General features: G+C 67.9%; 26 protein-coding genes, 1 tRNA gene and 1 pseudogene. 11 read left to right on the top strand and 17 right to left on the bottom strand.

Annotated features, from left to right (window positions below):
• Nucleotides 1-195: 195 nt before the first annotated feature.
• From AB0B64_RS22670 to AB0B64_RS22660, 3 genes are all read left to right on the top strand, one after another.
• The gene (locus AB0B64_RS22670) at nucleotides 196-1,023 is read left to right on the top strand and encodes a putative protein N(5)-glutamine methyltransferase (RefSeq protein WP_358179451.1); all 828 of its coding nucleotides are present in this window, start codon (nucleotides 196-198) and stop codon (nucleotides 1,021-1,023) included.
• Between the two features lie 146 nt (nucleotides 1,024-1,169).
• Nucleotides 1,170-1,295, top strand: coding sequence for a hypothetical protein (locus tag AB0B64_RS22665; RefSeq protein ID WP_358179425.1), 126 nt, complete (start codon nucleotides 1,170-1,172; stop codon nucleotides 1,293-1,295).
• A gap of 5 nt (nucleotides 1,296-1,300) precedes the next feature.
• Complete coding sequence (locus AB0B64_RS22660) at nucleotides 1,301-1,522, top strand: hypothetical protein (protein ID WP_357944550.1); 222 nt, start codon at nucleotides 1,301-1,303, stop codon at nucleotides 1,520-1,522.
• Nucleotides 1,523-1,525: 3 nt separating this feature from the next.
• Here AB0B64_RS22660 and AB0B64_RS22655 read toward each other — a convergent pair whose 3' ends face one another.
• The 3 genes from AB0B64_RS22655 to AB0B64_RS22645 all read right to left on the bottom strand — a co-directional run bounded on the left by AB0B64_RS22655 (nucleotide 1,526) and on the right by AB0B64_RS22645 (nucleotide 5,213).
• The gene (locus tag AB0B64_RS22655) at nucleotides 1,526-2,194 is read right to left on the bottom strand and encodes a response regulator (RefSeq protein ID WP_357944547.1); all 669 of its coding nucleotides are present in this window, start codon (nucleotides 2,192-2,194) and stop codon (nucleotides 1,526-1,528) included.
• Nucleotides 2,191-4,683: a DUF4118 domain-containing protein gene (locus AB0B64_RS22650; protein ID WP_358179423.1), complete on the bottom strand. Its 2,493-nt coding sequence runs from the start codon at nucleotides 4,681-4,683 to the stop codon at nucleotides 2,191-2,193. The genes AB0B64_RS22655 and AB0B64_RS22650 overlap by 4 nt, the downstream gene beginning before the upstream one ends.
• A 62-nt stretch (nucleotides 4,684-4,745) precedes the next feature.
• Nucleotides 4,746-5,213 (bottom strand): group II truncated hemoglobin, encoded by a 468-nt coding sequence (locus AB0B64_RS22645; RefSeq protein WP_358179421.1) that lies wholly within the window; start codon nucleotides 5,211-5,213, stop codon nucleotides 4,746-4,748.
• A gap of 193 nt (nucleotides 5,214-5,406) precedes the next feature.
• Between AB0B64_RS22645 and AB0B64_RS22640 the strand changes: the two genes are divergently transcribed.
• Entirely contained in the window at nucleotides 5,407-5,649 is a 243-nt protein-coding gene (locus AB0B64_RS22640) for a hypothetical protein (protein ID WP_358179419.1), read from the top strand.
• Nucleotides 5,650-5,821: 172 nt separating this feature from the next.
• A pseudogene (locus tag AB0B64_RS22635) lies at nucleotides 5,822-5,992 on the top strand (cellulose binding domain-containing protein); the annotation flags it as partial.
• Nucleotides 5,993-6,002: 10 nt separating this feature from the next.
• Here AB0B64_RS22635 and AB0B64_RS22630 read toward each other — a convergent pair.
• Both AB0B64_RS22630 and AB0B64_RS22625 read right to left on the bottom strand, forming a co-directional pair.
• Nucleotides 6,003-6,650 carry a class I SAM-dependent methyltransferase gene (locus AB0B64_RS22630; RefSeq protein WP_358179417.1) on the bottom strand — a complete coding sequence of 216 codons (648 nt, stop codon included), beginning with the start codon at nucleotides 6,648-6,650 and terminating at the stop codon, nucleotides 6,003-6,005.
• A 40-nt stretch (nucleotides 6,651-6,690) separates the two neighbouring features.
• A complete protein-coding gene (locus AB0B64_RS22625; RefSeq protein WP_357944531.1) occupies nucleotides 6,691-6,891 on the bottom strand; it encodes a hypothetical protein in 201 nt (66 codons plus the stop codon).
• A 254-nt stretch (nucleotides 6,892-7,145) separates the two neighbouring features.
• On the opposite strand from AB0B64_RS22625, the gene AB0B64_RS22620 reads away from it, so the two are divergent.
• The 3 genes from AB0B64_RS22620 (at nucleotide 7,146) to AB0B64_RS22610 (ending at nucleotide 9,820) form a co-directional block, all read left to right on the top strand.
• On the top strand, nucleotides 7,146-7,721 hold the full coding sequence (locus tag AB0B64_RS22620) for an XRE family transcriptional regulator (RefSeq protein WP_357944528.1): 576 nt from the start codon (nucleotides 7,146-7,148) through the stop codon (nucleotides 7,719-7,721).
• A gap of 68 nt (nucleotides 7,722-7,789) precedes the next feature.
• On the top strand, nucleotides 7,790-9,205 hold the full coding sequence (locus AB0B64_RS22615; RefSeq protein ID WP_358179415.1) for an FAD-binding oxidoreductase: 1,416 nt from the start codon (nucleotides 7,790-7,792) through the stop codon (nucleotides 9,203-9,205).
• A 138-nt stretch (nucleotides 9,206-9,343) separates the two neighbouring features.
• Complete coding sequence (locus tag AB0B64_RS22610; RefSeq protein WP_358179413.1) at nucleotides 9,344-9,820, top strand: hypothetical protein; 477 nt, start codon at nucleotides 9,344-9,346, stop codon at nucleotides 9,818-9,820.
• A gap of 9 nt (nucleotides 9,821-9,829) precedes the next feature.
• Here the strand turns inward: AB0B64_RS22610 and AB0B64_RS22605 are convergent, their stop codons facing one another.
• From AB0B64_RS22605 to AB0B64_RS22565, 9 genes are all read right to left on the bottom strand, one after another.
• Entirely contained in the window at nucleotides 9,830-10,525 is a 696-nt protein-coding gene (locus AB0B64_RS22605) for a hypothetical protein (RefSeq protein WP_358179411.1), read from the bottom strand.
• A 381-nt stretch (nucleotides 10,526-10,906) separates the two neighbouring features.
• Nucleotides 10,907-11,452 (bottom strand): hypothetical protein, encoded by a 546-nt coding sequence (locus AB0B64_RS22600; protein WP_357944518.1) that lies wholly within the window; start codon nucleotides 11,450-11,452, stop codon nucleotides 10,907-10,909.
• A gap of 150 nt (nucleotides 11,453-11,602) precedes the next feature.
• Nucleotides 11,603-12,058 (bottom strand): hypothetical protein, encoded by a 456-nt coding sequence (locus AB0B64_RS22595; protein ID WP_357944515.1) that lies wholly within the window; start codon nucleotides 12,056-12,058, stop codon nucleotides 11,603-11,605.
• A 300-nt stretch (nucleotides 12,059-12,358) separates the two neighbouring features.
• Nucleotides 12,359-12,595: a hypothetical protein gene (locus tag AB0B64_RS22590; RefSeq protein ID WP_357944513.1), complete on the bottom strand. Its 237-nt coding sequence runs from the start codon at nucleotides 12,593-12,595 to the stop codon at nucleotides 12,359-12,361.
• Nucleotides 12,596-12,938: 343 nt separating this feature from the next.
• Nucleotides 12,939-13,015 (bottom strand) — tRNA-Met (locus AB0B64_RS22585).
• 54 nt (nucleotides 13,016-13,069) lie between these two features.
• Complete coding sequence (locus tag AB0B64_RS22580; protein WP_357944510.1) at nucleotides 13,070-16,033, bottom strand: UPF0182 family protein; 2,964 nt, start codon at nucleotides 16,031-16,033, stop codon at nucleotides 13,070-13,072.
• Nucleotides 16,034-16,165: 132 nt separating this feature from the next.
• Complete coding sequence (locus AB0B64_RS22575) at nucleotides 16,166-17,212, bottom strand: PDZ domain-containing protein (protein ID WP_357944507.1); 1,047 nt, start codon at nucleotides 17,210-17,212, stop codon at nucleotides 16,166-16,168.
• 10 nt (nucleotides 17,213-17,222) lie between these two features.
• Entirely contained in the window at nucleotides 17,223-17,648 is a 426-nt protein-coding gene (locus AB0B64_RS22570) for a molybdenum cofactor biosynthesis protein MoaE (RefSeq protein ID WP_357944505.1), read from the bottom strand.
• 17 nt (nucleotides 17,649-17,665) lie between these two features.
• The gene (locus tag AB0B64_RS22565) at nucleotides 17,666-18,739 is read right to left on the bottom strand and encodes an NAD-dependent epimerase/dehydratase family protein (RefSeq protein WP_357944621.1); all 1,074 of its coding nucleotides are present in this window, start codon (nucleotides 18,737-18,739) and stop codon (nucleotides 17,666-17,668) included.
• Between the two features lie 79 nt (nucleotides 18,740-18,818).
• Between AB0B64_RS22565 and AB0B64_RS22560 the strand changes: the two genes are divergently transcribed.
• The 3 genes from AB0B64_RS22560 to AB0B64_RS22550 are packed head-to-tail and all read left to right on the top strand — an operon-like array spanning nucleotide 18,819 to nucleotide 21,654.
• Nucleotides 18,819-20,072 carry a zinc-dependent metalloprotease gene (locus AB0B64_RS22560; RefSeq protein ID WP_357944503.1) on the top strand — a complete coding sequence of 418 codons (1,254 nt, stop codon included), beginning with the start codon at nucleotides 18,819-18,821 and terminating at the stop codon, nucleotides 20,070-20,072.
• Nucleotides 20,069-20,629 carry an NUDIX domain-containing protein gene (locus AB0B64_RS22555; RefSeq protein WP_357944500.1) on the top strand — a complete coding sequence of 187 codons (561 nt, stop codon included), beginning with the start codon at nucleotides 20,069-20,071 and terminating at the stop codon, nucleotides 20,627-20,629. The genes AB0B64_RS22560 and AB0B64_RS22555 overlap by 4 nt, the downstream gene beginning before the upstream one ends.
• Before the next feature lie 35 nt (nucleotides 20,630-20,664).
• A complete protein-coding gene (locus tag AB0B64_RS22550; protein ID WP_357944498.1) occupies nucleotides 20,665-21,654 on the top strand; it encodes an endonuclease/exonuclease/phosphatase family protein in 990 nt (329 codons plus the stop codon).
• 30 nt (nucleotides 21,655-21,684) lie between these two features.
• On the opposite strand, the gene AB0B64_RS22545 is transcribed toward AB0B64_RS22550, so the two are convergent.
• The 3 genes from AB0B64_RS22545 to AB0B64_RS22535 all read right to left on the bottom strand — a co-directional run bounded on the left by AB0B64_RS22545 (nucleotide 21,685) and on the right by AB0B64_RS22535 (nucleotide 23,656).
• The gene (locus AB0B64_RS22545; protein ID WP_358179409.1) at nucleotides 21,685-22,269 is read right to left on the bottom strand and encodes a DUF2064 domain-containing protein; all 585 of its coding nucleotides are present in this window, start codon (nucleotides 22,267-22,269) and stop codon (nucleotides 21,685-21,687) included.
• Nucleotides 22,266-22,781 (bottom strand): M48 family metallopeptidase, encoded by a 516-nt coding sequence (locus AB0B64_RS22540; protein WP_225300554.1) that lies wholly within the window; start codon nucleotides 22,779-22,781, stop codon nucleotides 22,266-22,268. Before AB0B64_RS22540 ends, AB0B64_RS22545 begins: the two co-directional genes overlap by 4 nt.
• A gap of 68 nt (nucleotides 22,782-22,849) precedes the next feature.
• Complete coding sequence (locus AB0B64_RS22535; RefSeq protein WP_357944492.1) at nucleotides 22,850-23,656, bottom strand: enoyl-CoA hydratase-related protein; 807 nt, start codon at nucleotides 23,654-23,656, stop codon at nucleotides 22,850-22,852.
• Between the last annotated feature and the right edge of the window lie 51 nt (nucleotides 23,657-23,707).

Here is a 23,707-nt window from a genome sequence, read left to right as displayed (position 1 = left end):
TCGGAACCCAGACGAAGAGGCCGCTCGCGTGCCGAACAGGACGTCCGGTAATGTTGCCGTCCCCAGCGATGGACCCGATCGAGGAGGTGAGACCCATTAACGCTGCAGCAGGCTGGGTGCTCCCGCCTCATGATCGTGCGGTCCACCTGACATAGGTGACCGAGGGAGCGCTCATTGGCTTTCCGAAAGGCGCTCATGTCGGTTTTTCCGTCACCTGTCCCCCCGTCCGCCATCATCACCAGGCTCCGGGCCGCCGGCTGTGTCTTCGCCGAGGACGAGGCGGAGTTGCTCATCTCGACGGCGAGGACGCCGGACGAGCTCACCACCATGGTCGACCAGCGGGTCGCCGGGCTGCCTCTCGAGCATGTTCTCGGGTGGGCGGAGTTCTGCGGGCTGCGGATCGCGGTGGATCCCGAGGTGTTCGTGCCGCGCCGCCGTACCGAGTTTCTCATCGACCAGGCCGAGGCCGCCGCAGCGAGCGGTCCCTCCCCCACCGTCATCCTCGATCTGTGCTGTGGCACGGGCGCGATGGGCGCGGCATTGGCCGCGGCCCTCAGCAAAGAAGCGGCCCCTGACAAGAGAGGGGTCGAGTTGCACGCCGCGGACCTGCACCCCGCCGCCGTACGGTGCGCGCGCCGCAACCTGGCCCCCATCGGCGGTCAGGTGTACGAGGGGGACCTCTACGAGCCGTTGCCCTCCACGCTGCGCGGTCGCGTCGACATCCTGATCGCCAGCCCTCCCTATGTGCCCACCGAGGCGATCCGGTTGCTGCCCTCGGAGGCCCGCGTCCACGAGCCGCTGGTGGCGCTCGACGGTGGCGCCGACGGGCTCGACGTCGTGCGGCGGGTGATCGCGGAGGCGCCGGCGTGGCTGGCGCCGGGTGGTCATCTCCTGGTCGAGACGAGCGAGCGCCAAGCGTCGCGGACGGCCGAGGACATGGCCGCCGCCGGGCTGACCCCGCGCGTGGCCGGCTCCGAGGACCGGTACGCCACCGTCGTCATCGGCACTAGACCTACCAAATAGTCACCACGCGCACGCTGCCCAGGTGACCAGAAGACGACCGCTCACTTACCCAGACTTGGCCGATCGGCTGCGAGACTGCGCATATGTGGCAGCGATGGTTCAACTGGGCAGCAATCGCCCTAGTCGGCGGTTTCAGCCTCATATGGATGGGTGTCGTCATTTACGTTGAAGACACCCCAGCCCTCTGGATGCGCGTCGCCCAATTGGTCTTCGGTGCCGCGCTGGCCGCTTGGGCCGTACGCAAGACAACCCTGATGATCACCAAGGCGTGAGTCTCATGAGCGATCAACTCTACGAAATCAGTCATGACATGGGGGATGACGTACAGCTCTCCGCCACCGCCATGTACCTGGACAGACTCCCGCAACGGCACCGGATCCTCGAGATCGATGACGAGGCCGCGCGGAGCATCTCCAGATGGGTGAACGAGGAGGACGACCGTGAGTCCGACGCCTTCGCCGATCCGCTGGAGGACTCCTTCTTCTTCGAGCAGGAGTAGGGACTAGGGCTGGAAGCGATAGCCCATTCCGGGCTCTGTCAGCAGGTGCACGGGATGTCCCGGGTCGCGTTCCAGCTTGCGGCGCAGTTGCGCCATGTACTGCCGCAGATAGTGGGTCTCCTTCACGTACGAACTCCCCCACACCTCGTTGAGCAACTGCCGCTGGCTGATCAACTTGCCGGGATTCCTGGCCAGCAGCTCCAGGAAGTGCCACTCCGTGGGCGTGAGGCGTACCCCGCCCGAGACCGTCTTCGTGGCGAAATCGATCACGTGCTCCCCCACCCGGACCGTCGCGGGCTCGTCGGCGGCCGTTCCGGTGCGGCGCGTCACCGCGCGGATCCGCGCGAGCAATTCGTCGATCCCGAACGGCTTGGTCACGTAGTCGTCGGCCCCCGCGTCGAGGGCGTCCACCTTGTCGGGGCTGCCCGTCCGGCCCGAGAGCACGATGATCGGCACGCTCGTCCAGCCGCGCAGCCCCTGGATGACGTCCACCCCGTCGAGGTCCGGCAGTCCTAGGTCCAGAATGACCAGGTCAGGATGCCAGTCGGCGGCCTGGCGCAGGGCGGCGGTGCCGTCCGGCGCGACGGCTACCTCGTAGTGCCTGGCCACCAGGTTGATGCGCAACGCCCGCAGGATCTGCGGTTCGTCGTCCACCACCAGCACGCGAGTCAAAGAGCCCTCCGCAACGAGACGGTCATGGTCAAGCCTCCTCCGGGCGTCTCCTCCGGGGTGAGCGTGCCGCCCATGGCCTCCGTCAGCCCCCGGGACAGCGCCAACCCGAGCCCCAGCCCCACGCCCTGCCGATCGCCCAACCGCTGGAACGGCAGGAACACCCGCTCCTGCGCCTCCGGCGGAATCCCGGGTCCCCGGTCGATGACGCGGATCTCGACATGCTCGCCGTACGCGCTCGCGGAGATCACCACCTGGCCACCGGGCGGGCTGAAGCGGACGGCGTTGGACATCAGGTTCACCAGCACCCGCTCCAGCAGCGCCGCGTCGGCCATGAACTCCGGTACCTCGCCGGTGAACCCGTCATGGACGCGCGAGCGCAGCGGTCCGAGCTCGGCGATCGCCTGGGGGACGACGTCCTCGACGGCCAGCGGTTCCAGCGTGACGCCGAGCACGCCCGCCTGCAGGCGGCTCATGTCGAGGAGGTTCGACACCAGCCGGTCGAGTTTGATGAGCGACTCACCGGCCGTGGCCAGCAGTTCTTCGCGGTCCTCGGGGGTCCAGTCGACCTCTGTGCCGCGCAGGCCGTCGACCGCGGCCCTGGCCGCCGCGAGCGGGTTGCGCAGGTCGTGGCTGACGGCCGCGAGCAGGGCGGTACGCATCCTGTCGGCCTCGGCCAGCGGCCTGGCCCGGTCGGCCTCCGCACGCAGGCGTTCCTGCCGCAGGGCCACCGCCGACTCCGCCGCGAACGCCTCGAGCACCTGCCGGTCGGCCGCGTCGAGCAGCCTCCCCCGTACGGCGAGCACCAGGTCGTCGTCGATGGGCACGTCGGTGTCGGCGTGGCCCGGCGAGGTGGACGGCGGCCCCCCGGCCGTGGCCGCGACATGCCATGAGTCGCCGTCGCGCTCCAGCAGCGTGACGGACTCCAGGCCGTACACCTCCTTGAGCCTGGCCAGCAGGGACGGCAGCGCCGCGTCGCCACGCAGGACGTGGCCGGCCAGCGTGGACAGCACCTCGGCGTCGGCGCGTGAGCGGGCGGCCTCCCTGCTGCGGCGGGCCGCCTGGTCGACGACCGTGCTGACCATCGCGGCGACCAGCACGAAGGTGGACAGCGCGAACAGGTTCTCCGGCGCGGAGATCGTCAGCGTGTGGAGGGGCGGCGTGAAGAACCAGTTCAGCAGTGCGAAGCCGAGCACCGCCGCCGTCAGCGCCGGCCATCTGCCGCCCACCAGCGCGACGGCGACCACCAGCAGCAGGAAGAGCAGGATCTCGCTCGGCAGCGTGAGCCGCTCGGCGAACGTCAGCATGACGGCCGTGAGCAGCGGCACCGCGAGCAGCGCCAGCGCCCAGCCGGCGATCCGCCGGTCCCGGTTCAGCGCGGCCGGCGAGCGGGCGGGGCCGCGTACGCTCCGAACCGCCTCGTGCGGCACCAGGTGGACGTCGATCGAGCCGGACAAGGCGGTCGCCGTGACGCCCACGCCGCGCGAAAGGATCTGCGCGAACCGGCCCCGCCTGGACGCGCCGAGCACGAGCTGCGTCGCGTTCGCGCCGCGGGCGAACTCCAGCAGCGCGCGCGGGACGTCGTCGCCCACGACCTGGTGATAGGTGCCGCCCAGGCTCTCGACGAGCGCGCGACGGCGTACGAGCGTCGCCGGCTCGCCGTCGGACGCCGGACTGTCGGGCCTGGTCACGTGTACGGCCAGCAGGTCGACGCTCTTGGACCTGGCGGCGATCCTGGCGGCCCGCCTGATCAGCGTGTCGCCCTCGGGGCCCCCAGTGAGCGCGACGACGACTCGTTCGCGGGCCTCCCAGGTGCCCGCTATGCCATGGTCCGCCCGGTAGCGGATGAGCTGGTCGTCCACCTTGCCGGCGACCCAGAGCAGGGCCAGCTCGCGCAGCGCGGTGAGGTTGCCGACGCGGAAGTAGTTGGACAGGGCCGCGTCGACCTTGTCGGGGGCGTAGACGTTGCCGTGCGCCATCCGGCGGCGCAGCGCCTCGGGGGACATGTCGACGAGCTCGATGCGTTCGGCCCGGCGTACCACCTCGTCGGGGACGGTCTCGCGCTGCGGGACGCCGGTGATCTGGCGTACCACGTCGTTGAGCGATTCGAGGTGCTGGATGTTGACGGTGGAGACGACGTCGATGCCCGCGTCGAGGATCTCGTCGACGTCCTGCCAACGTTTGGCGTTCTTCGAACCCGGGACGTTGGTGTGGGCCAGTTCGTCGATCAGCGCGGCCTTCGGCGCGCGTTCGATGACGGCGGCCACGTCGAGTTCGGTGAACGTGGCGCCTCGGTGGACGAGCGTTTTGCGGGGGATCGTCTCCAGCCCGTCGAGCAGGGCGGCCGTACGGGCGCGATCGTGGGTCTCGACGAAGCCGACGACCACGTCGCGGCCGCGTTCCCTGGCGCGGGCCGCCTCGGCGAGCATCGCGAACGTCTTGCCCACGCCGGGGGCCGCGCCGAGGTAGATGCGCAGCCGCCCGCGTGTCATGCCTCGCTCCCCGGTGGTAAGTCTGTGACCTCCAGGCTACGACCAGGGACGCGACGGCCTGTCTACGGCTGGTACGGCGGAGCGACGCCCCAGCCCCAGTGGGGCACCGGAGCCCTGGCCGGAGGCTTCGCGCCGGGCTGGGAGTTGTGCACCGCCAGCCGGGTGCCCCACTCGATGTAGCCGGCGAAGGCGGCCCTGAACTCGGGGTCGTCGGGCAGTCCGACCTCGTCGGCGGCGTCCATGAGCAGGTTGACCCACCTGCGCCGCTGCGGCTCGGTGATGGCCTTGCCGAGGTGCTGGGAGAGCATGTGGGGGTAGCCGCCGCGCTCCTTGGTGTAGCGGTCGGGGCCGCCGAACACCTCACCGAGCCACATCGCCACGTATCGGGGATGGCCGGGGTCCATGTGCGCGAACAGCGGCCCGATCAGCTCGTCCTTCTTGACGTGCTGGTAGAACACCTCGGTGAGCCGCTCCAGCGCCTCCACCCCGCCCGCCCACTCGTAGAGGCTCGGCACTGCTTCGTTGTCCATGTAATCATGTAAGCATCAGGTGGAACAGGTGGTCAATTCACGGCGATGGCCCTGAAAGTTACCCGCCGTTCCGGGCAAACGCCGCAGGTCGCGGGACCTCCAGAGCCGGTCGCCTTCCCGCCGCCGCTCCGCGCTCCTACGCTCTCGGCAGACCCACGATCTTCGGGAGCCGACGATGTCGAGGACGAGCGCCTTGCTGGTGGCGATGCTGACCCTGATCGGAACGGTGCCTTTCCTGACCACCACACCGGCCGGCGCCGCCGCCATCAGGATCATCATCGTGGTCATGCACTTCGGGACCAACGACGTGTGGAGCAACATCGCGCCCGCGACGATCCTCAGCGCGCTCACCACGCTGGTGAACCAGATGCGGGCGAGCAATCCCGCGACCAGAAGATGTCCGACCGCTGGTACCCGGCGCTGGCGAACTTCCTGACCCCAGGGGGAAGCACCCCCACCCCGACCCCGACCCCGGTAGGTGGTTGCACGGCGACGTTCAAGAACGTCGGGCAGTGGACGGGCGGCTTCCAGGGTGAGGTCACGGTCAAGACACCGGGGCCGCGACGACGAACGCCTGGACGGTCCGCTGGACGTTCGCCAACGGTCAGCAGATCACCCAGATCTGGGGCGGCACTCTCAGCGCGAGCGGGGCCGCCGTGAGCGTGCGGAACGTGGCCTGGAACGGCACCCTGGCCGCCGGAGCCTCGGCCACCTTCGGCTTCCTGGCCTCCTGGAACGGCACCAACACCGCGCCCGTCCCCACGTGCTCTCCCACCTGAGCACGCGCCTTCAGTGAGCGGAGGCCCTGATGGCCAGGATGCTAGGGATGGGCTGCTCGCCCGGTTCGTACACCCGCTCGATGGCGAGCCCGGCGTCGATGAAGGCGTTGATCAGATCCGGCAGCGGCACCTGACTCATCCCGACTCGCTCCCTGATCCCGCCCTGGCGCCACCAGGACCCGCGCTGATGCCAGCCTTTGAGGTGATACGTGGGATGGATGATCAGCGCGCCGTCCTCGCGGTTCTCGATGTGCGGGCCGTTGAAGCACGGGTGCACCCCGTAGAACAGCAGCAATCCGCCGGGGCGGAGCACCCGGGCCGCCTCCACGAGCAGTCCGGGGAAGTCGCCGATGTCCGTGGACACCCAGAGCATGGTGACGGTGCCGAACACCCCTGAGGCGAACGGCAGGCCCGTCCCGTCACCCTGGAGCAGCGGCGCGAGGTCCCGGCGGCGGGCAAGGCGCAACTGGTCGCGTGATCGGTCGAGCCCCACGACGGTCCTGCCGGTGGATCGGATCGCGTCGAGGTAGCGCCCGGTGCCACAGCCCAGGTCCAGGCACGTCCCGTCGCCTGGGCCCAGGAGTTCGGTCACGTCCGCGAGGTTCGGGACGATGAGGTCGTCGTACCACTCGGCCAGGCCGTCATAGCGTGCCGTCATGATCCATTGATACCTCGAAATATGCCTGAACGGCGGGCTATTAGCCGCGCGGCTGCCGCAGCCCGCGTATTCCGAGGAAGGCGACAACAGCGCCGACGATGAGGACGATGGGGCCGATGATGGCCCAGAGAGTAACGCCGCTCATCACGCTGCCGCCGACGACGCCCAGCCCTTGAAGCGTCCACAGGGCGCCCATCAGGACCAGGAGAACGCCGAGGACTAGGAAGATCCAGGCTTTCACGGCATTTCTCGTTTCTGTCGTGGAGGGGGAAGGCAGCGAAACTGTCGGCTTTATACCGGTCATTATGCTGCGCGAAGATCCTCGCCGCGAGCGGCCTCGGCAAGGTCGTACAGACCCCCCGTGTTGATCTCTCGCCCGACCGGGCCAGTGACCGATTCGTTATCTAACGCCCCCTTGTTGGGTCTTCGCATGCTATGTACGGTCCCTTCATTGCCACTTAACAACTTGTTCAGTCAAGTCGATCAAGAGGTTCGATGACGGAGTCGGAGACCGAATACTTAGGTGTACGTATCCGGGCCTACCGGAACATGCGTCAGATGACCGTTCGTGGACTCGCCGCCGAGGCCAAGGCGAGCGCCAGCTTCATCAGCCAGTTGGAGCGGGGGCAGACCAGCGCGAGCATCGGGATGCTGCGGCGGATCGCCGGGGCTCTCGGGATCACGGTGGCCGACCTGTTCAACGAGCAGGACGAGGTCGGACACCGGGTGCTACGCCGCGCCGAACGCCCGGAACTCCCCACCAAACCCGGCACCCGCAAGTACCTGATCTCCCAGCGCCCCCTGCAGAACCTGGAGGTGTACGCCGGAGAACTCGACCCGGGCTCCTCCACCGGGGACGAGCCGTACACCCACGGCGACTCCCAGGAGATCTTCCTCATCGTGCGCGGCCAGGTGACTCTCTGGCTCGGCCCCACCGACGCGGCCACCCCGCACGTCCTGGCGGCCGGCGACAGCGTGGAGTACCGCACGTCGGTGCCTCACCGCGTGGTCAATGACGGCGACGAGACAGCCGAGGTCCTCTGGACGATCAGTCCGCCCACACCCGCGTGACCAACCCTGTCGCGGTGACGAGGTCACGCTCACCTGGCCGACGAAAGTGATGTGGAGGCAGTGCTCACGTGAAAGGCATCCCGCTGACCGAGGACTTCGCCAACGGCGGCGTCTCCTTCTGGTACCGGCAGATCGGCGTGCCGGACCGCCGGGCGGCGCTGCCCGGGTCCCGCTCGTACGACGTGGTGATCGTCGGCGGTGGCTACACGGGCCTGTGGACCGCGTACTACCTCAAGAAGGCCCAGCCCGACCTGCGGATCGCGATCCTGGAACGGGAGTTCGCCGGATTCGGCGCGTCCGGGCGCAACGGCGGCTGGCTGTCGGCGGAGTTCGCCGGCTCGCGCAAGCGGTACGCCAAGGCCCGGGGCCGCCAGGCGATGATCGACCTGCAGCACGCCATGTTCCGGTCGGTCGACGAGGTCATCGAGGTGACCCGCCAGGAGGGCATCGAGGCCGACATCCACAAGGGCGGCCTGGTGCACGTCGCGACCAACCCCGCCCAGCGCCGCCGCCTGCGCGAGGAGCTGTCCTCGCTGCGCACCTGGGGGTACGGGGAGGACGACCTCAGGGTGATGTCCCGGGACGAGCAGCAGGAACGCCTGCAGGTGGCGGGGACCCTGGAGGCCACGTACTCGCCGCACTGCGCCCGCATCCAGCCCGCCAAGCTGGCCGTCGGACTCGCCTCGACGGTCGCCGCGCTGGGCGTGGACATCTTCGAGAACACCACGGTGACCGAGATCCGCCCTCGCCAGGGCGGTGTGGCGTCGGCGGTGACCTCGCGCGGCGTCGTCTCGGCCGAGTACGTCATCCGCGCCACCGAGGGGTTCACCGCCAGCCTCGCCGGGCAGCACCGGCAGTGGCTGCCGATGAACAGCTCCATGATCGTCACCGAGCCGCTGCCCGCCGAGGTGTGGAAGCACATCGGCTGGTCGGGCAACGAGTTGCTCGGCGACGAGGCGCACGCCTACATCTACGCCCAACGCACCGCGGACGACCGGATCGCGATCGGCGGGCGCGGCGTGCCGTACCGGTACGGATCGCGCACCGATTCCCGAGGCGCCACGCAGGCGCAGACCGTGGCGCTGCTGTGGCGGATGCTGGTCAAGCTGTTCCCCGCCGCGGCCGACGCCCGCGTCCAGCACTCGTGGTGCGGCGTGCTCGGCGTGCCGCGCGACTGGTGCTCCACGGTGCACCTCGACCACACGACCGGCCTCGGCTGGGCGGGCGGTTACGTGGGCAGCGGCGTCACCACCACGAACCTGGCCGGCCGTACGCTGCGCGACCTGGTGCTGCGCCGCGACACCGAGCTGACGGCACTGCCCTGGGTGGGCCGCCAGGTCAGGCAGTGGGAGCCGGAGCCGCTGCGATGGACGGGGGTGCAGCTCATCTACGCGCTCTTCAGGGCGGCGGATCGGCACGAGAACGACGGCGGCACCACGACCTCGGCCTACGCCCGCATCGCCAACCTCATCTCAGGCCGCTGACCTACGTCAGGACGACTCTTGCCCCGGCTCTCCCACCTGGCGTACGCCCCGTCGGTCTCCCTGCCCGCCGCCGGTTGTCTCGTCGCGCTCCGCGGGGCCGCAGTGGCAGGCGCCGACCACCTTCCCGAAGGGCCCGTCATGAGCGACACGCCTTCCACCGATGATCGCAAACGGAGCGATTCGTTCCCCGATTCCATCGGTGCGTTCCTCGCCCTTTACGTGATTCTCACGCTGATGTGGGCGACCGGCTCATGGCTGGCCAAGAAGTACGACTGGGCCGACCACGGCGGCTTCCAAGCACCGCTCGGTCATCTCGTGGCCACCTTCGTGGGTGGCGCGATGAGCACTTTCACGCAGTTCTCCCTACCCGTGCTCCTGTGGCGATTAGGGCGGTCGATCCCCCGCCGTGCATACAGCCGCCTGAGCACCGGACTCCTACTCTGCGGACTCGCCACCTTGAGCTTCATGCTCTGGGTGCCCCACGGCGGCGGCCCCGTCCAGACCTGGCCTCAGTGGCTCTTGATCGGGGTTTCGGTCGGTTCGACGTTTTGCGCTCTGGCAGGTCTCGGACACTGTGCATTCCTTGCCCGTAAGACGCGCGAGGCAGGCGATTAACCCTCCGCGCTAGCGGCCATGCATATACGCGACGACGCTTGAGATGATCAGCAGAACAAGGGCGACTATTTGCACGATCGTCAGCCATTGCGGCAGCGAGTCCCACCTGATCGCCATGACCAGCAGTACCGCCGAAGGGCCGATCACCAACATCGCCCCCGTGGAGTCCGCGAATTCATCGAGCAGAAGAACGCCAACACCACCGATGAGCACAGCGGCAATCGTCAGGACGACAGCGAGCACGGTGGCGATGGGGCCCCAGGCGATGCCATCACCCAGACCGGAAATGGAGTTCCACGCCGGCCCTGATATCCACGGCCACAGAAGCCATATGACGCACGCCACGACGATGAACGGCGCAAGAGTGCGAAGAATCCGAATCAACCACGTGATGACCTTCACGGGGCCGAGCATCGTCGCGATGCCTATAGCGGATACGAGGGCGATGAACCACCAAGGCGCTTGTGCTCTTATCTGAAGCAGTATGTTCCAGACGGCCCCAACCCACTCGCCTATCCCACTGGGATGAGGATGCTCCGGATCTTCGGTGAGAAACCATACGTCGCCGACATCGAAGCTGATGATCTGCATGGTGTCGGCGACGATTCCGAGCAGGCCGACGACGCCCAGTGTTGCCAGGAAGCGCCACCACCGAGGGACGTTGCCGTTGGGGGGTATGCGATCATCATCGGCTATATCGGTCACAATGCGCCTGTCTTCGGGGGATTGGCGACAGAGCACTCCAAAGCGGTGCACATCATGCGAACTCGCGAGGAGTGGTTTCCGCGGGAGGCTCGCGTCTTCGCGTTCATATCCCTTCGTAATGGCAGCACAGCGGAGAGTGATCCTATCCTGCCCCGTCCATGGCCTCTGCCGTCAAGGGGCACCGCGTCGCGATGGGCAGGAAGTGCGATGTCGCCACACGATCCGCCAGCGGGCGCAGACGATCCTGTATGGAGGTTGTCCGAGCCCGGTTATCCGGAAGTCGCGCTAGTACGGGAAAGCGAAAAGGCCCTTCAGGATCAGATCCAGAAGGGCCTCTTGCCTGGTAGCGGGGGCAGGAATTGAACCGGCGGCCTGACATGGTCAGAGTCGCTCACGCAGCCGCACGTACTCACGGCCGGCCTCGGTGATCGCGACGTACCGCTTGAGGTCGAACTCCTCGTAGGTGTGCCCGTAGTCCTGCGGAATCGCGTTCAGCCCTCGCGGGTCGACCGGCTCGACGAACCCCATGGCGTCGAGCCGTTCGAGCTCCATCTGCAGCTTTCTGTCCTGCCGGAATTGCGCGGGCACGGGCCCCTCCGCCGCGAGCCGCCGCAGATGACCCCACTCATACTTGGTCACCAGCCCACTCAACGCCACCTGCAGCGCCCGCAGCTCGGACTCCAGCACGCGCTGCTTGGCCTCGGCCCTGTCCAGCCTGGCGCTGACGCCGCCCGCTCCGATCGAGAGATCGGTGATGGAGTACGACGAGGCCGTGAGGCAGACCCCGACCAGCAGCCCGGCTGCCAGCACCAGCTCGTGCACTTCGAGCCGCTGCGCCATCAGGCCGAACGGGATCGCCGCGAGATAGGCCAGGTAGGCGATCGTCAGCAGCACCGCGAGGCCCGCACTGATGCGCCGGATCATCATGCCTCGAGTGTGCGCCCCTTGGCCTGCCGGTGGAAGAAGGGTTGGCCACCGTGACACACGAGGAACAACGGTGATGGCTCAGTGCCCTGGACGGACCTTCCTGGAATCCGCCTGCCTGGCGATGGGCGTGCGGTTGGGAGTGCTGACCACTCAGGACGCTGCCCAGAAGTACCAGCCCTGGTCATCGAAGCAGGGATGGGTCTGTGTCCCGCCTGCCTGCACACCGTTCCTCCAGTATTCGCAAATTCCCTGAGTGGAATAGGGGCCGTACCAGTGACCCGCCGTTTCCTTGGCCTGTGCGGGACTGACGGAGATCAGCAGAGCCGAGAGGCCGCCGATCGCGGCAATGGCAATTCTTCCGGTCACGTTTCGCTTCATTTCTCCGCTTCCTTCCAGTCGTTTCATCGTCATACGGCCGGCTACGTCAAGCGCGGAACCGGTATAGGCGACCACTATTTGCCCAGCAGAGAAGCGACCGCCCATTCGGTTCCACGCGATTGAAGCCAGACGTATTTCTGGAGGTGCCGACAATTTCGGCACCCATGTTGCGTCATTCACGCTAATGTTCAAGAAGGCTTGGCGCCAGGTAACCAGCAGGACATTCATAGGGCATTTCGCCGCTGACAGGAGCAGTTCGTGAGAGCTCGTGTCGGCGTGCGGGGGTTCAGTGCAGAGCCCGAACGGGGTCTGTCACTGATCTTGGGACGTGGAACGATCCGGTAGTTGATCGTGTGCGGGGTCTGTTCCGGGATGCGTTGAGGAGTTGCTCCCGCATTGGGCGGGGATTGTGGTCGAGGTCGTGGAGCGGGTCGCGGGGTTGGCGAGCGTGCATGCCCGATGCTGAGCCGATGAGGGAGTGTGCCCGCATTGCGGTGTGGCGTCGGGCCGGGTGCATGACCGGTACGTTCAGCGGCTGGCCGACGCCGCGCCGAGCGGGATCAAGGCCGTGCCGGCGGTGATGATACGGCGTTTCAAGTGCATGAACACCGGGTGTGCGGCGGCGACGTTCGCCGAGCAGGTCGAGGGCCTGACCAGTCCGTACGTCCGATTCACGCCGCTGCAACGCAGGGTGTTGACGTCTGTGGCGGTGAGCATGGCCTCGGCCGGGCTCCCGGTTGGCGGCTGACTGGAGGTGCCGGTCACCAAGGGCACCCTGTTGCGACTGGTCCGATCGCATCCCGAGCCGCCGGTCGGTGCGGTGTGGGTGGTGGCGGTGGACAACGTCGCCCTGCACCACCGAAGCGGTGTTCGCGGGGTTTTGCGCGCTGCAGGCGTGCCTGTGGAAGGCGTCCGGAGCGAAGCGGAGGCTCTTCAGGGGTCGCGGCTCCGGCGCGACTGGAAGCAGCGCCTGAGCTCCGAGAGCACCAAGCGCACCAGACGAAGCCCTTGTGCACCGCCCCAAGTAACACAGCCCGAGCGAAGCGAGGCCCATTGTGGCTAGATGCGAAAAGGCCCTCCAGGATTATCCCGGAGGGCCTTTTCGACTTGGTAGCGGGGGCAGGATTTGAACCTGCGACCTCTGGGTTATGAGCCCAGCGAGCTACCGAACTGCTCCACCCCGCGTCGGTGTGTGTCTAAAGACTATAGGCGGCACGGGGTGGACGCAAATCGAAGAGGCTACGTACCGCCTGTCGGCGTGGGGGTTGCGGTGGGCGTCGGGGTGGCGGAGGTCGACGGTGACACCGTGGGTGACGCCGACGGAGAAGCCGTAGGTGACGGCGTCGGGGTGGTGGCGGTGGACGGCAGAGCGCCCAGCCCCTCCAACGCCTTCAGCGCGTCTTGCAGCCGCTTCTGGGCCTTGCCGTACTCGTCCCAGTTGGGCGGGCTTGACTGCAGGGCCTTCTGGGCGTCGTTGTAGGCGCTCTGCGCGCTGTCGATCGCCGACTTCAGAGCAGTGGTGTTCTGGTTGGGTTTGGCCTGCTCGTTGTTGGGCGTCGTCTGCTGCTGCTCTCCGCCGAAGACCTGTTTCAGCGCGTCATCGAGGGTGCGGGCGACACCGATCTTGCTGCCGAACGACACCAGTACGCGCTGCAGGATCGGATACGGCTCCTGACCCCCACCCGCGGCAACCTGAATGTACACCGGCTCGATGTACACCAACCCCCCGGCATAGGGCAGAGTCAGCAGATTTCCGTATCTGACCGACGAGGCACCCACGCCCAGCAGGTTGAGTTCGCCGGCGAATCGGCTCTGGAAGGCGTTCTGTGCCTGTCCGGGGCCCGGAATGGGGGTATTGGATGGCATGCGCAGGATGCGCAGCTTGCCGTAGTCAGGGCCGGCCACCGAGTCGACCGCCATGAAGGCCGCCAGGTTGGGCCCCGATTTCGGGACGAACGTCGTCGTCAGCGAGAACGTCGGCGCCGGGTTCTGGTCGGGCATCGTGGTGGTCACGTAGTAGGGCGGCTGCTTGGTGTTGGTGTCGCCCTGTGACGGGTCGCTCGGGACGTTCCAGAAGTCCTGGCCGCTGTAGAAGGCGGCGGGGGTGGTGATGTGATAGCGCGACAGGATGTAGCGCTGCACCTTGAAGAGGTCTTCCGGGTAGCGGACGTGGGCCTTGAGGTCGGCGCTCATCTTCGCTTCCGGCTGGATGATGCCGGGGAAGGCCTTGCTCCAGGTCTTGAGCACCGGGTCCTTGTCGTCCCAGGCGTACAGCGTGACCGTGCCGTCGTAGGCGTCGACCGTGGCCTTGACCGAGTTGCGGATGTAGTTGACCTTGTCCTGCGGCTGCTGGGCGACCACGCGGCGGTCGGTGTTGCGGTCGCGGGTCATGTCGCCCAGGCTCTCGCTCTGCGCGTAGGGGTATTCGTTGGAGGTCGTGTAACCGTCGATGATCCAGGTGATCCGCCCGTCGACGATCGACGGGTAGGGGTTGCCGTCGAGGGTCAGGAACGGCGCGACCTTCTGGACTCGTTCGCGCGGGTTGCGCACGTAAAGGATCTTGGAGTTGTCGTTGACGTCACCCGAGAGCAGGATGTTCTTCTCGCCGTACTTGGCCGCGTAGACCAGCCGGTTGAGGAACGAGCCGACCGGGACACCGCTCTTGCCGGTGTAGGTGGTGTTCTTCTGCTCGGTGCCGCCCGTTTCCGGGTAGTCGAGCTCCTGCGGGTTGTTCGGGTTGCCGCCCGCGATGACGTATTCGCCGGACGCCGGGCTCTCACCGAAGTAGACCCGCGGCTCCTTCAGCTTGGTCGAGTTGACCAGCGGGCCGACGACCGGCATGTCCTTGGCGTCGTAGTCGGGCAGGCCACCGGGGTCGGTGACCTCGTTGCCGGGCGCCGCCACGATGCCGTAACCGTGGGTGTAGACGAGGGCGTTGTTGATCCAGTTGTTCTGGCCCTCGGGTGCTCCGAGCAGCTCGCGTACGCCGACGACGTGGTCGACCTGCTTGCCGCTGGCATCGGGATAGCGGTCGACGTCGAGCTGGGCGGAGAAGCCGTAGAAACCGCGGATGCGCTGGGTCTGCTCATAGGTCGCGGAGACCAGCGCGGGGTCGAGCAGCCGGACGCCGGACACAGAGGCGTCGCCGCCGGTCTGGACCTTGGTCGGGTCGGCCTCCGCCGTGTAGGGCAGGATCTCCGTCTTGTCGACGTTGTACGACGCCCGCGTGGCGTCGATGTTGCGCTGGATGTAAGCCGACTCCTTGAGCTGCTGGTTGGGCTTGACCTGGAACTGCTCGACCAGCGCCGGGTAGACGCCGCCGATCAGGATGGCCGAGAGCACGAGCAGGCCGAAGGAGACACCGGGCAGCATGCCACCGGGGCGTATGACTCCAGCGAAGAACAGAGCGGCGCAGATCAGCGCGATGATGGCCAGGATGGTCTTGGCCGGGAGCACCGCGTTGACGTCGGTGTAGGAGGCGCCGTGGACGAAGCCGCGGTCGGAGAAGACGAGCCCGAAGCGGTCGATCCAGTAGGCGACGGCCTTGAGCAGCACGAACACACCGAGCAGCACCGACAGGTGGGCACGCGCCGCGCGGGAGGCGTGCACGCCGGGTGACTGCAGCCGGAAGCCGCCGTAGAGGTAGTGCGTGATCCCCGCCAGGATGATCGAGATGATCACGGCGGTGAACAGGAAGTTGAGGATCATCCGGATGAACGGATAGTCGAACATGAAGAACGACACGTCCATCCCGAACAGGGGATCCTTCGTGCCGAAGGGCACCCCGTTGATGAACTGCAGCCAGGTCGTCCACTCCCCGGCGAACGACGAGCCCGCGAAGAGCGCGAGCAGGCCCATGCCGACGATGAAGATCAGCTTGCGGTGGGGGTCGAGCGCCATCCGATAGCGGTCGGCGCCGCTGCCGCCACCGAACATGGCCGGGCCGAACATCGGCCGCATCCGGAAGGCCAGCAGCATGTTGCCGCCGGCGATGCCGACCATGAGCACCGCTCCGACCAGGAACAGCACGATCTCCGTCAGGAGCACGCCGGAGAAGACAGAGGTGTAGTCGACTCCAGGGTCGACCGTGTCGAACCACAAATAATCGGTATAAATACCGGAAAATAGGAAAAATAGCGCCACAATCGCCACGAGCGCGATCGCAACTGGAAGAAGCAGTCGCGGTCGGCGGGGCAAACGCATTGCCCTGCCGCCGGCTCCTGGGGTCCGGAAGCTCAAGGCCAACCCCTCGTCGTGATGAACAAACGGTCCGTGTCTGGCAACCTACACCGCTGTGCCAGCCGTACGGCTAACGGATGGCATTCGCCAGAAGTTTCATCCAGCAGCGCAAGCGGGCACATCGCCCTTGCCGGTGCGCAGTGCCTCAAGCGCGCCCACCGCGGCGTGCAGCGTCTCGGCCTTCACCAGGCGGAGCCCGTCGGGGACGGCCTTCATGGCCTCGGCGCAGTTGTCCGGCGGGGTGAGGAACACGGTCGCGCCGGACTTGCGGGCGCCGACCATCTTCTGGGCGATGCCGCCGATGGGTCCGACCTCGCCTGACGCCTGGATGGTGCCGGTGCCGGCGATGTCCTTACCGCCGGTGATCTCTCCGGGGGTCAGCTTGTCGAGGATGCCGAGCGAGAACATCAGCCCGGCGCTCGGCCCGCCGACGTCACCCACGTTGATGTCGACCTTGAACGGGAACTTGTAACTCTCCTGCATGATCACGCCCACGACGGCCTGACCATCATTGTCCGCCACGGTAGGCACGCTGACCTGGCTCTTGTCCTTGCCCCTCGTGACGGTGAAAGCCACGGCGTCGCCGGGCTTGTGCGCCTTCACGGCGTCGCTGACGGTCTTGACGTTCACCACCGGCTTGCCGTCGACCTCGCTGATCTCGTCGCCCTGCTTCAGCTTGCCGTCGGCCGGCTTGCCCTTCTGCGTGGACGCGACCGAGACCTTCATGCCGAAGGGGATCTTGAGCTCGGTCAGCGCGGCCGCGGTGGCGAAGTCCTGGGAGTTGGTCATCTCGACCGTGTTCTCCTCCTCGACCTCCTTGGGCGAGCGGGACTTGGGGAAGATGGTCTCCTCGGGGACGACCGCGACCGTCGGATCCACCCAGCCGCGCAACGCGGTCAGCAGATCGATCCTGCTGCTCGGCCCACCCTGGTAAGCCACCGTGACCAGGCGTAGCGCGCCCTTCGTGGGAAAGGTCTGATGCCCGCTGATCGTGATCACGGGCTTCTTGTCGACCTCCCCGATGGTGTTCTCGGTCGGCCCAGGACTCAGTACGACGTACGGCACGGGCAGGAAAGCCCCTGCGACACCGAGCGCTAGCACGAGGAAACCCGCAACCAGCAGGGTCAAGGCGCGTCGCGACATGAAGACGAGCTTATTGGCAGGCGCCGACCCACTCGGCCGACCCGTCGGCGAAGATTTGGTGTTTCCAGATCGGAACCTGGGACTTGAGGTCGTCGATCAGCCTGCGTGACGCCTCGAAAGCCTCGCCCCGGTGGGGGCAGGCGACCGCGACGATCACGGCGACGTCGCCGAGCTTCAGATCGCCGACCCGGTGCACGGCCGCCAGGGCGGTGACCGGGAAGTCGGCGGCCACCTTCTCCGCCACCTGCCGCAGCGAGTCGAGGGCCGAGGGGTGCGCCGAGTAGGAGAGCCCGGTCACGGGCTTGCCATGGTCCTGCTCGCGTACGGTGCCGACGAAGAGTGTGGTGCCCCCTGCCGCGTGGTCCCCCACAGCGGCCAGCACCTCGTCCACCGAGAGCGAGGTCTCGCGAATCCCGAGCAACCGGATGACGTCCACGAACAGAGCCTACATAGTCACAGGCGGCGCTTCTTGCGCACCTGACGGACGATGGCGGCGGTGCCGATGACCGCCACCGTGGCGCCCGCGGCGGTGAGCGTGGCCTCCTTGACCGGCAGACGCCTGCCGACCACGGTCGTCCTGTTCTCGCGCAGCTCCAGGAGCTGCTCGAACACGGTCTCGTTGGTCCAGGCGGGCTTCCAGCCGGCCTCACGCAGCGCCGTGCAGTCGACGACCCACGGATAGACGACGTAGTGCAGGTCCGTCGCGGGGGCCGGGGTGATGCCCAGCCGGTGCAGGCGCTGCGCCGTTCCGAAGGTGAGGCCGGCCGGCAGCTCGAAGCGCCGCAATCCGGACAGCTCCTCGACCTGCTCCTGCTCCAGCCAGCCGTCAGAGCCGACGGCGGCCACGCCCGTCACCACCCCGCGCGCGGCCAGCTCCAGCGCCGTGATCAGGTCGTCGACGTGGCAGAACTGCCAGCGCGGCGAGCAACCCTTGACGGTGAGCAGCCTCGGCGACTCGAAGTGGCGGGTGATGACCGTGTCGATGCCGGGGCCGACCACGGCCGCGGGCCTCAGCACCGTCACCTCCAGGCCGGGGTGGCTGCGCGACGATCTGCGTACGAGCGCCTCGATCTCCAGATAGTCGCCCACGACCCCCGTGTCGGGTTCGGCCGCGACCGGGGACTCCTCGGGCAGGGGCACGTCGTTCTCGGGCGCGGCGCCGTACACCATCGCGCTCGTGACCAGCACGACGCGCCGGACGCGCGCGGCGGCGCTGGCGGTGAGCACCGTTTGCGCAGCTCGCAGATTGTACGCGCGCCGCTCGGCGGGATCGGAGTCGACGGCGTAGTCACCGGCCAGGTGGACCAGGACGTCGATGTCGGAGATGCGGTTCGCCAAGAGCGGATCTCGTACGTCGATCACTCTCCACGTGGCTTCCTGGACGTCACCGCGTTCCTCGTCAATGGCCACCACCCTGCGGAAATCCGCGGAGGATACGAGCTTTGCGAGCAGCTCGCGGCCGATGCCCGAGGCGGCACCGGTGACGGCGACGACGGGGTGGCGCGGGCGTTTCGAGGTAGGCACCAGGTCCTCACTTTGCACTGATCCGCCGTAGGACGACTAACGTGGCGGATGTGGACTCCTCCATCCTGCACGAGGTAGAGCGGTGACTGACCTGCCAGGTCGCGAAAACGACCCCAACGAGAACCCGTTCGCCATGTTCGGCAACCCTGAGCAGATGGCTCAGGCGATGCGCCAGTTCGCCGACATGCTGTCGGCGCCCCAGGGCTCCGGCCCTGTCAACTGGGACATGGCCAAGAACATCGCCCGCCACGCCGTGGTCGCCGAGAGCGATCCGAGCGTCATGGAAGGCGAGCGCCGCCAGATCGTGGAGGCGCTGCGCCTGGCCGATCTGTGGCTCAACGAGGCGACGGCGCTGCCCAGCGGCGTGTCCAACCCGCAGGCGTGGAGCCGGTCCGAGTGGATCGAGAACACCGTCCCCGTGTGGCGCACGCTCTGCGAGCCGATCGCCGCGCGCATGGTCGAGACCATGGGCGGTGCGCTCGGCGGCGCGGGCCTGCCTCCGGAGGCCCAGCAGATGGCCGGGCCGCTGATGGGCATGCTCAAGCAGATGGGCGGCATGATGGTCGGCCAGCAGATCGGCCAGGCCCTCGGCTCGCTCGCCCGCGAGGTGATCGGCACCACCGACATCGGCCTGCCGCTGTCCGACACGGCCGCGCTGCTGCCCGGCGGCATCGCGTCGTTCAGCCAGGGCCTCGACAATCCCGCCGACGAGATCCGGCTTTATCTGGCGCTGCGTGAGGCCGCGCACCACCGGTTGTTCCAGCATGTGCCGTGGCTGCGGGCCAACCTGCTCGGCGCCGTCGAGGAATACGCCAGGGGCATAACGGTCGACACCTCGGCGCTCGAAGAGCAGATCCGCGGGCTCGACATCAACAACCCCGAGGCCATCCAGGAGGCGTTGAGCGGCGGCGCGCTGCTCAAGCCCGAGGAGACCGAGCGGCAGAAGGCCGCGCTGGCCCGCCTGGAGACGATGCTCGCCCTGGTCGAGGGCTGGGTGGCGACCGTGGTCGACGACGCCGCGGAGGGCAAGCTGCCCTCGGCCGTCGCCCTGGCCGAGACCGTACGCCGGCGCCGCGCGACTGGCGGTCCGGCCGAGCTGACCTTCGGCACGCTCGTCGGGCTGGAGCTGCGGCCCAGGCGGTTGCGCGAGGCGGCGGCGCTGTGGCGGGCGCTGAAGGAGGCGCGCGGCGTCGACGGACGCGACGCGCTGTGGGGTCACCCCGACCTGCTACCGCACGCCGAGGACCTCGACGACCCCGAGGCGTTCGTCCGCGGCGAGGCCGCCTGGGACATCTCCAAGCTGGAGGCCAAGCCCGACGAGGACGACCAGAGTTGAGCCTGCGCCAGGACGCGGTGGCCACGCTCTCCGACTGGACCGCGCCGTCGCCCGGCGAGGAGTCGCTGCGCGCCGAGTTCCTCGATCACCTGCGCACGCACGACGACGCGATGCTGCGCGAGTGCGTGCCGGGCCATCTCACGGCGACGACCGCGGTGCTGTCGCACGACGGCGCGCGGGTGCTGCTGACGCTGCACCCGAAGGCGGGCATGTGGCTGCCGATGGGCGGACATTGTGAGATCTCCGACACCTCCCTCGCGGGCGTCGCGTTGCGCGAGGCGGTGGAGGAGTCGGGCATTCCCGATCTGGAGCTGTTGCCCGGGCCGCTGGCCCTCGACAAACACCAGGTCTGGTGCCATCCCCCGCACAGCTGGCATCTCGACGTGGAGTACGCGGCCGTGGCCCCGGCGGGCGCCGAGGCGGTGATCAGCGAGGAGTCTCTCGACCTGCGCTGGTTTCCGATCGACGAGATCCCGGAGCTCTCCGACGAGGCGACCCGGCGGTTGGCCGCACGTGGCCGCGTGGCGCTGACGGCGGACTCACGCGCACTTGGTTAGAGTCCGCGTGGGCCGTACCGTTCCGAGGGGGTTATGTGCACACCGAGAGCTCAGTCGGCGGCACGATCGTTACACCCGCCCGCAAACGGCGTAAGTTCCCCGGCACCACGCTGACCTGGCTGGCCCTGACGCCGTTCGCGGCCTGGGCACTTACCAGGGTGACGGGGCTCGAACGCGGCTCGCTGGCCACCCAGCTCATGACCGCCACGCCGTACGCCGCCGCGGGCTCGCTCGTCCCGCTGCTGATCGCCGCGCTCAGCCGCAAGCGCGCCGCGACCGCGGTGGCGCTGCTCACCACGGCCGCTTTCGGCTTCGCCGTCCTGCCCAGGGCCCTGGGTACGGCCGACACCACGGCGGGCCGGCCGTTCCGGGTGCTCACCATCAACATGCTGTTCGGCAGGGCCGACCCGCAGACGATCCTCGACCTGGTGCGCCGCTACGAGCCTGACGTGCTGAGCACCCAGGAGCTCACGCCCGACGGCGTCGAGGCGCTCGACGCGGCCGGGCTGTCCGGGTTGATGCCCTACCGGGTGCTGCAGGAGGAATGGTCCGCGAGCGGCAGTGGGCTCTACTCCAAGCATCCGCTCAAGCCGATCTACAACCTGGTGCCGCCGGTCGGGCACAACATGCCCGCGGCGATGGTCTCGCTGCCCGGCGGCAAGCCGGTGGAGTTCGTGGACGTACATCCCTTTCCGCCGCTCGGCCCCCAGGTGACGCAGTGGATCGAGGCGCTGGACGGGCTCCCCGCGGCTTCGGGTGACACCGTGCGCGTCCTGGCGGGCGACTTCAATGCCACGCTCGACCACACACCCATGCGCCGGCTGCTGTCCCGCGGCTACAAGGACGCCGCCGCCCAGGTCGGGGCGGGGCTGATCCCCACCTGGCCGGCCAACAAGCGGGTGCCGCCGATCATCACGATCGACCATGTGCTGGTGGACCAGCGGGTGGGCGTGAAGGAGGTCAGCGTGCACACCGTGCCGCGCACGGACCATCGGGCGGTGTTCGCGGAGCTCAGCGTGCCTTGAGTTCTTGGGTTCGCTTTGGGTTCGTGGAGCTCAGTACGCCTTGAGCAGTGCCCTGAGGTTGTCCCAGCCCTCCAGGCCGGGGTCGAGCCGGGTGAGGTCTTCGGGGGTGCGCAGGCGGTGCCAGCCGGGGCCGGTGGCCACCATGCGGCGGCCGGGCGCCTGGGCGCGCAGGGTCGTCACCGGGTCGGGGTCGTCGAGGTCGGGGTCGGCCCAGTCGGGCATGGGCAGGCCGCAGGCCAGCGCCACGGCTCCGCCGTCCTCGGCCGGACAGAGCGTGATCTGGGCGCGGCCGAGCTCGCGGAAGAGCTTGCCGACCAGCAGGGGCGGCAGGTCGGGCGCGTCGGCGCCGATCACCACCGCCTGATCACCGTCGAACCGGCTCATGATGGCCTTGAGCGGCTCGTCCTCGTCGATCGTGAGCACTTCGGTGCCGGGCCAGACGATCGCGTCGAGCCCCGGGACGCTGGTGACCAGGACGGGGGTGACGAGTTGGAGTCCGGCGACCATCTCGTAGGTGTCCTCGGCCATGGCCTCCAGGAACTCGTCCGGATCCATGCCCTCGGGAGCGGCCTGCGCCATGCTCTGCCGTACGAGGACCGCGGCTATGCGCGTCAACACTCCTCCGGTGCCGTGTGGGCGGCGGCGGAGAATCCTTCGAGGAACCCACGCGCCCGCTCCGCCTTGGGATATTGTTCGACCAGCGCCCAGAACCTGGCGCCGTGGCTGGGGACGAGCAGATGTACGAGCTCGTGGATGATCACGTAGTTGATGACCCACTCAGGTAGACCCTTGAGGCGGGTCGAGATCCGGATCGTGCCGTTCTCCGGGGTGCATGATCCCCATCGATGCTGCTGATTGTCCACCCAGCGCACACTGGCCGGCATGGCCCTGCCGTGGAGATACTTCGCCGACAGCTCTTTGGCCCGCTCCAGGAGGGCCTCGTCGGTCGGTCTTCGCCGGTTCTCCTTGGCCGCAAGCCGATCAAGCATCCGGCTCACCCATTCATCAGCGTCTTCGCCGCTCAGCCAGGCGGGCAGGAGCACGATCGTCTTGTCGCCGTCGCGGTAGGCGGAGACCGTACGCCGGCGACGAGAACTGCGACGGACCTCGACTGTCTCGGGGGGCACATATGCACGTTAGCCGAGACTGGCGAAATTCCACAGAGGGGGAGAGGTTGTTTCTGCTGGTCAGATGATTAAGACCCGGTGAATTTGGGCATGCGCCTTTCCCGATGCGCGGTCAGTCCCTCGATCATGTCGGCAGATGCCATGGTCACCGGCTGCGCGAGAGACTCCCAGCGCAGAGCGGCGTCCAGGTGTTGATGGTCCTGGTTCAGGGCGACCTTGGTGAGTCTTGTGGCAATCGGGGCGTTCTGCGCGATGGTCTGGGCGATGGCCTCTACTTCCGACATAAGGTCATTTTTTGGGAAAGATTGATTTATAAGACCTTTAGCGGCGGCTTCCGGTCCCATGACCGTGCGGCCGGTCAGCAGCATCTCCCTGCCGAGGGCCTCCGCCCTCCTCGGCAGCAGGTACGTGGCCGCCATCCCGGGATGCAGACCGAGCTTCGTGAACGGGGCCAGCAGCTTTGCGTCGTCGGCGGCGTACACGAGATCGCAGGCCAGCGCGACGCACAGACCCGCCCCCACCGCCGGGCCGTTGACGGCGGCGATGGTCGGCACCTCCAGCTCGGTGATGGCCAGCCACGTGCGGTAGAAGGCGAGCATCCGGTCACGCAGCTTCGGCACCGTCTCCACCCCGCGTTCCCCCAGCCAGGACAGGTCGCCGCCGGAGGAGAACGCGGTGCCGGCCCCCGTGACGATCACGCAGCGGACGCCCGGGTCGACGGCCAGGGCGGCCATGGTCTCGCGCCACTCGTCGGTCATGCCGTCGGTCATGGCGTTGCGTCTGTCGGGGCGGTTGAGGGTGATCAGTACGGTTCCGTCGTCTCTGCGGTCCACCAGGAGTTCGTTCGTGGGGGTTGTGGGGTTCGTGGCGTTCATGGGCTGAGCGTAACGGCGGGGAGTTGTCCACAGGAGGTGCGATTGTTCGGC

This window comes from Nonomuraea sp. NPDC049129, assembly GCF_040648495.1.
Lineage (GTDB): Bacteria > Actinomycetota > Actinomycetes > Streptosporangiales > Streptosporangiaceae > Nonomuraea.
Note: the sequence above shows the minus strand (reverse complement) of the source record. Positions and strands in the feature narration are given on the sequence as shown.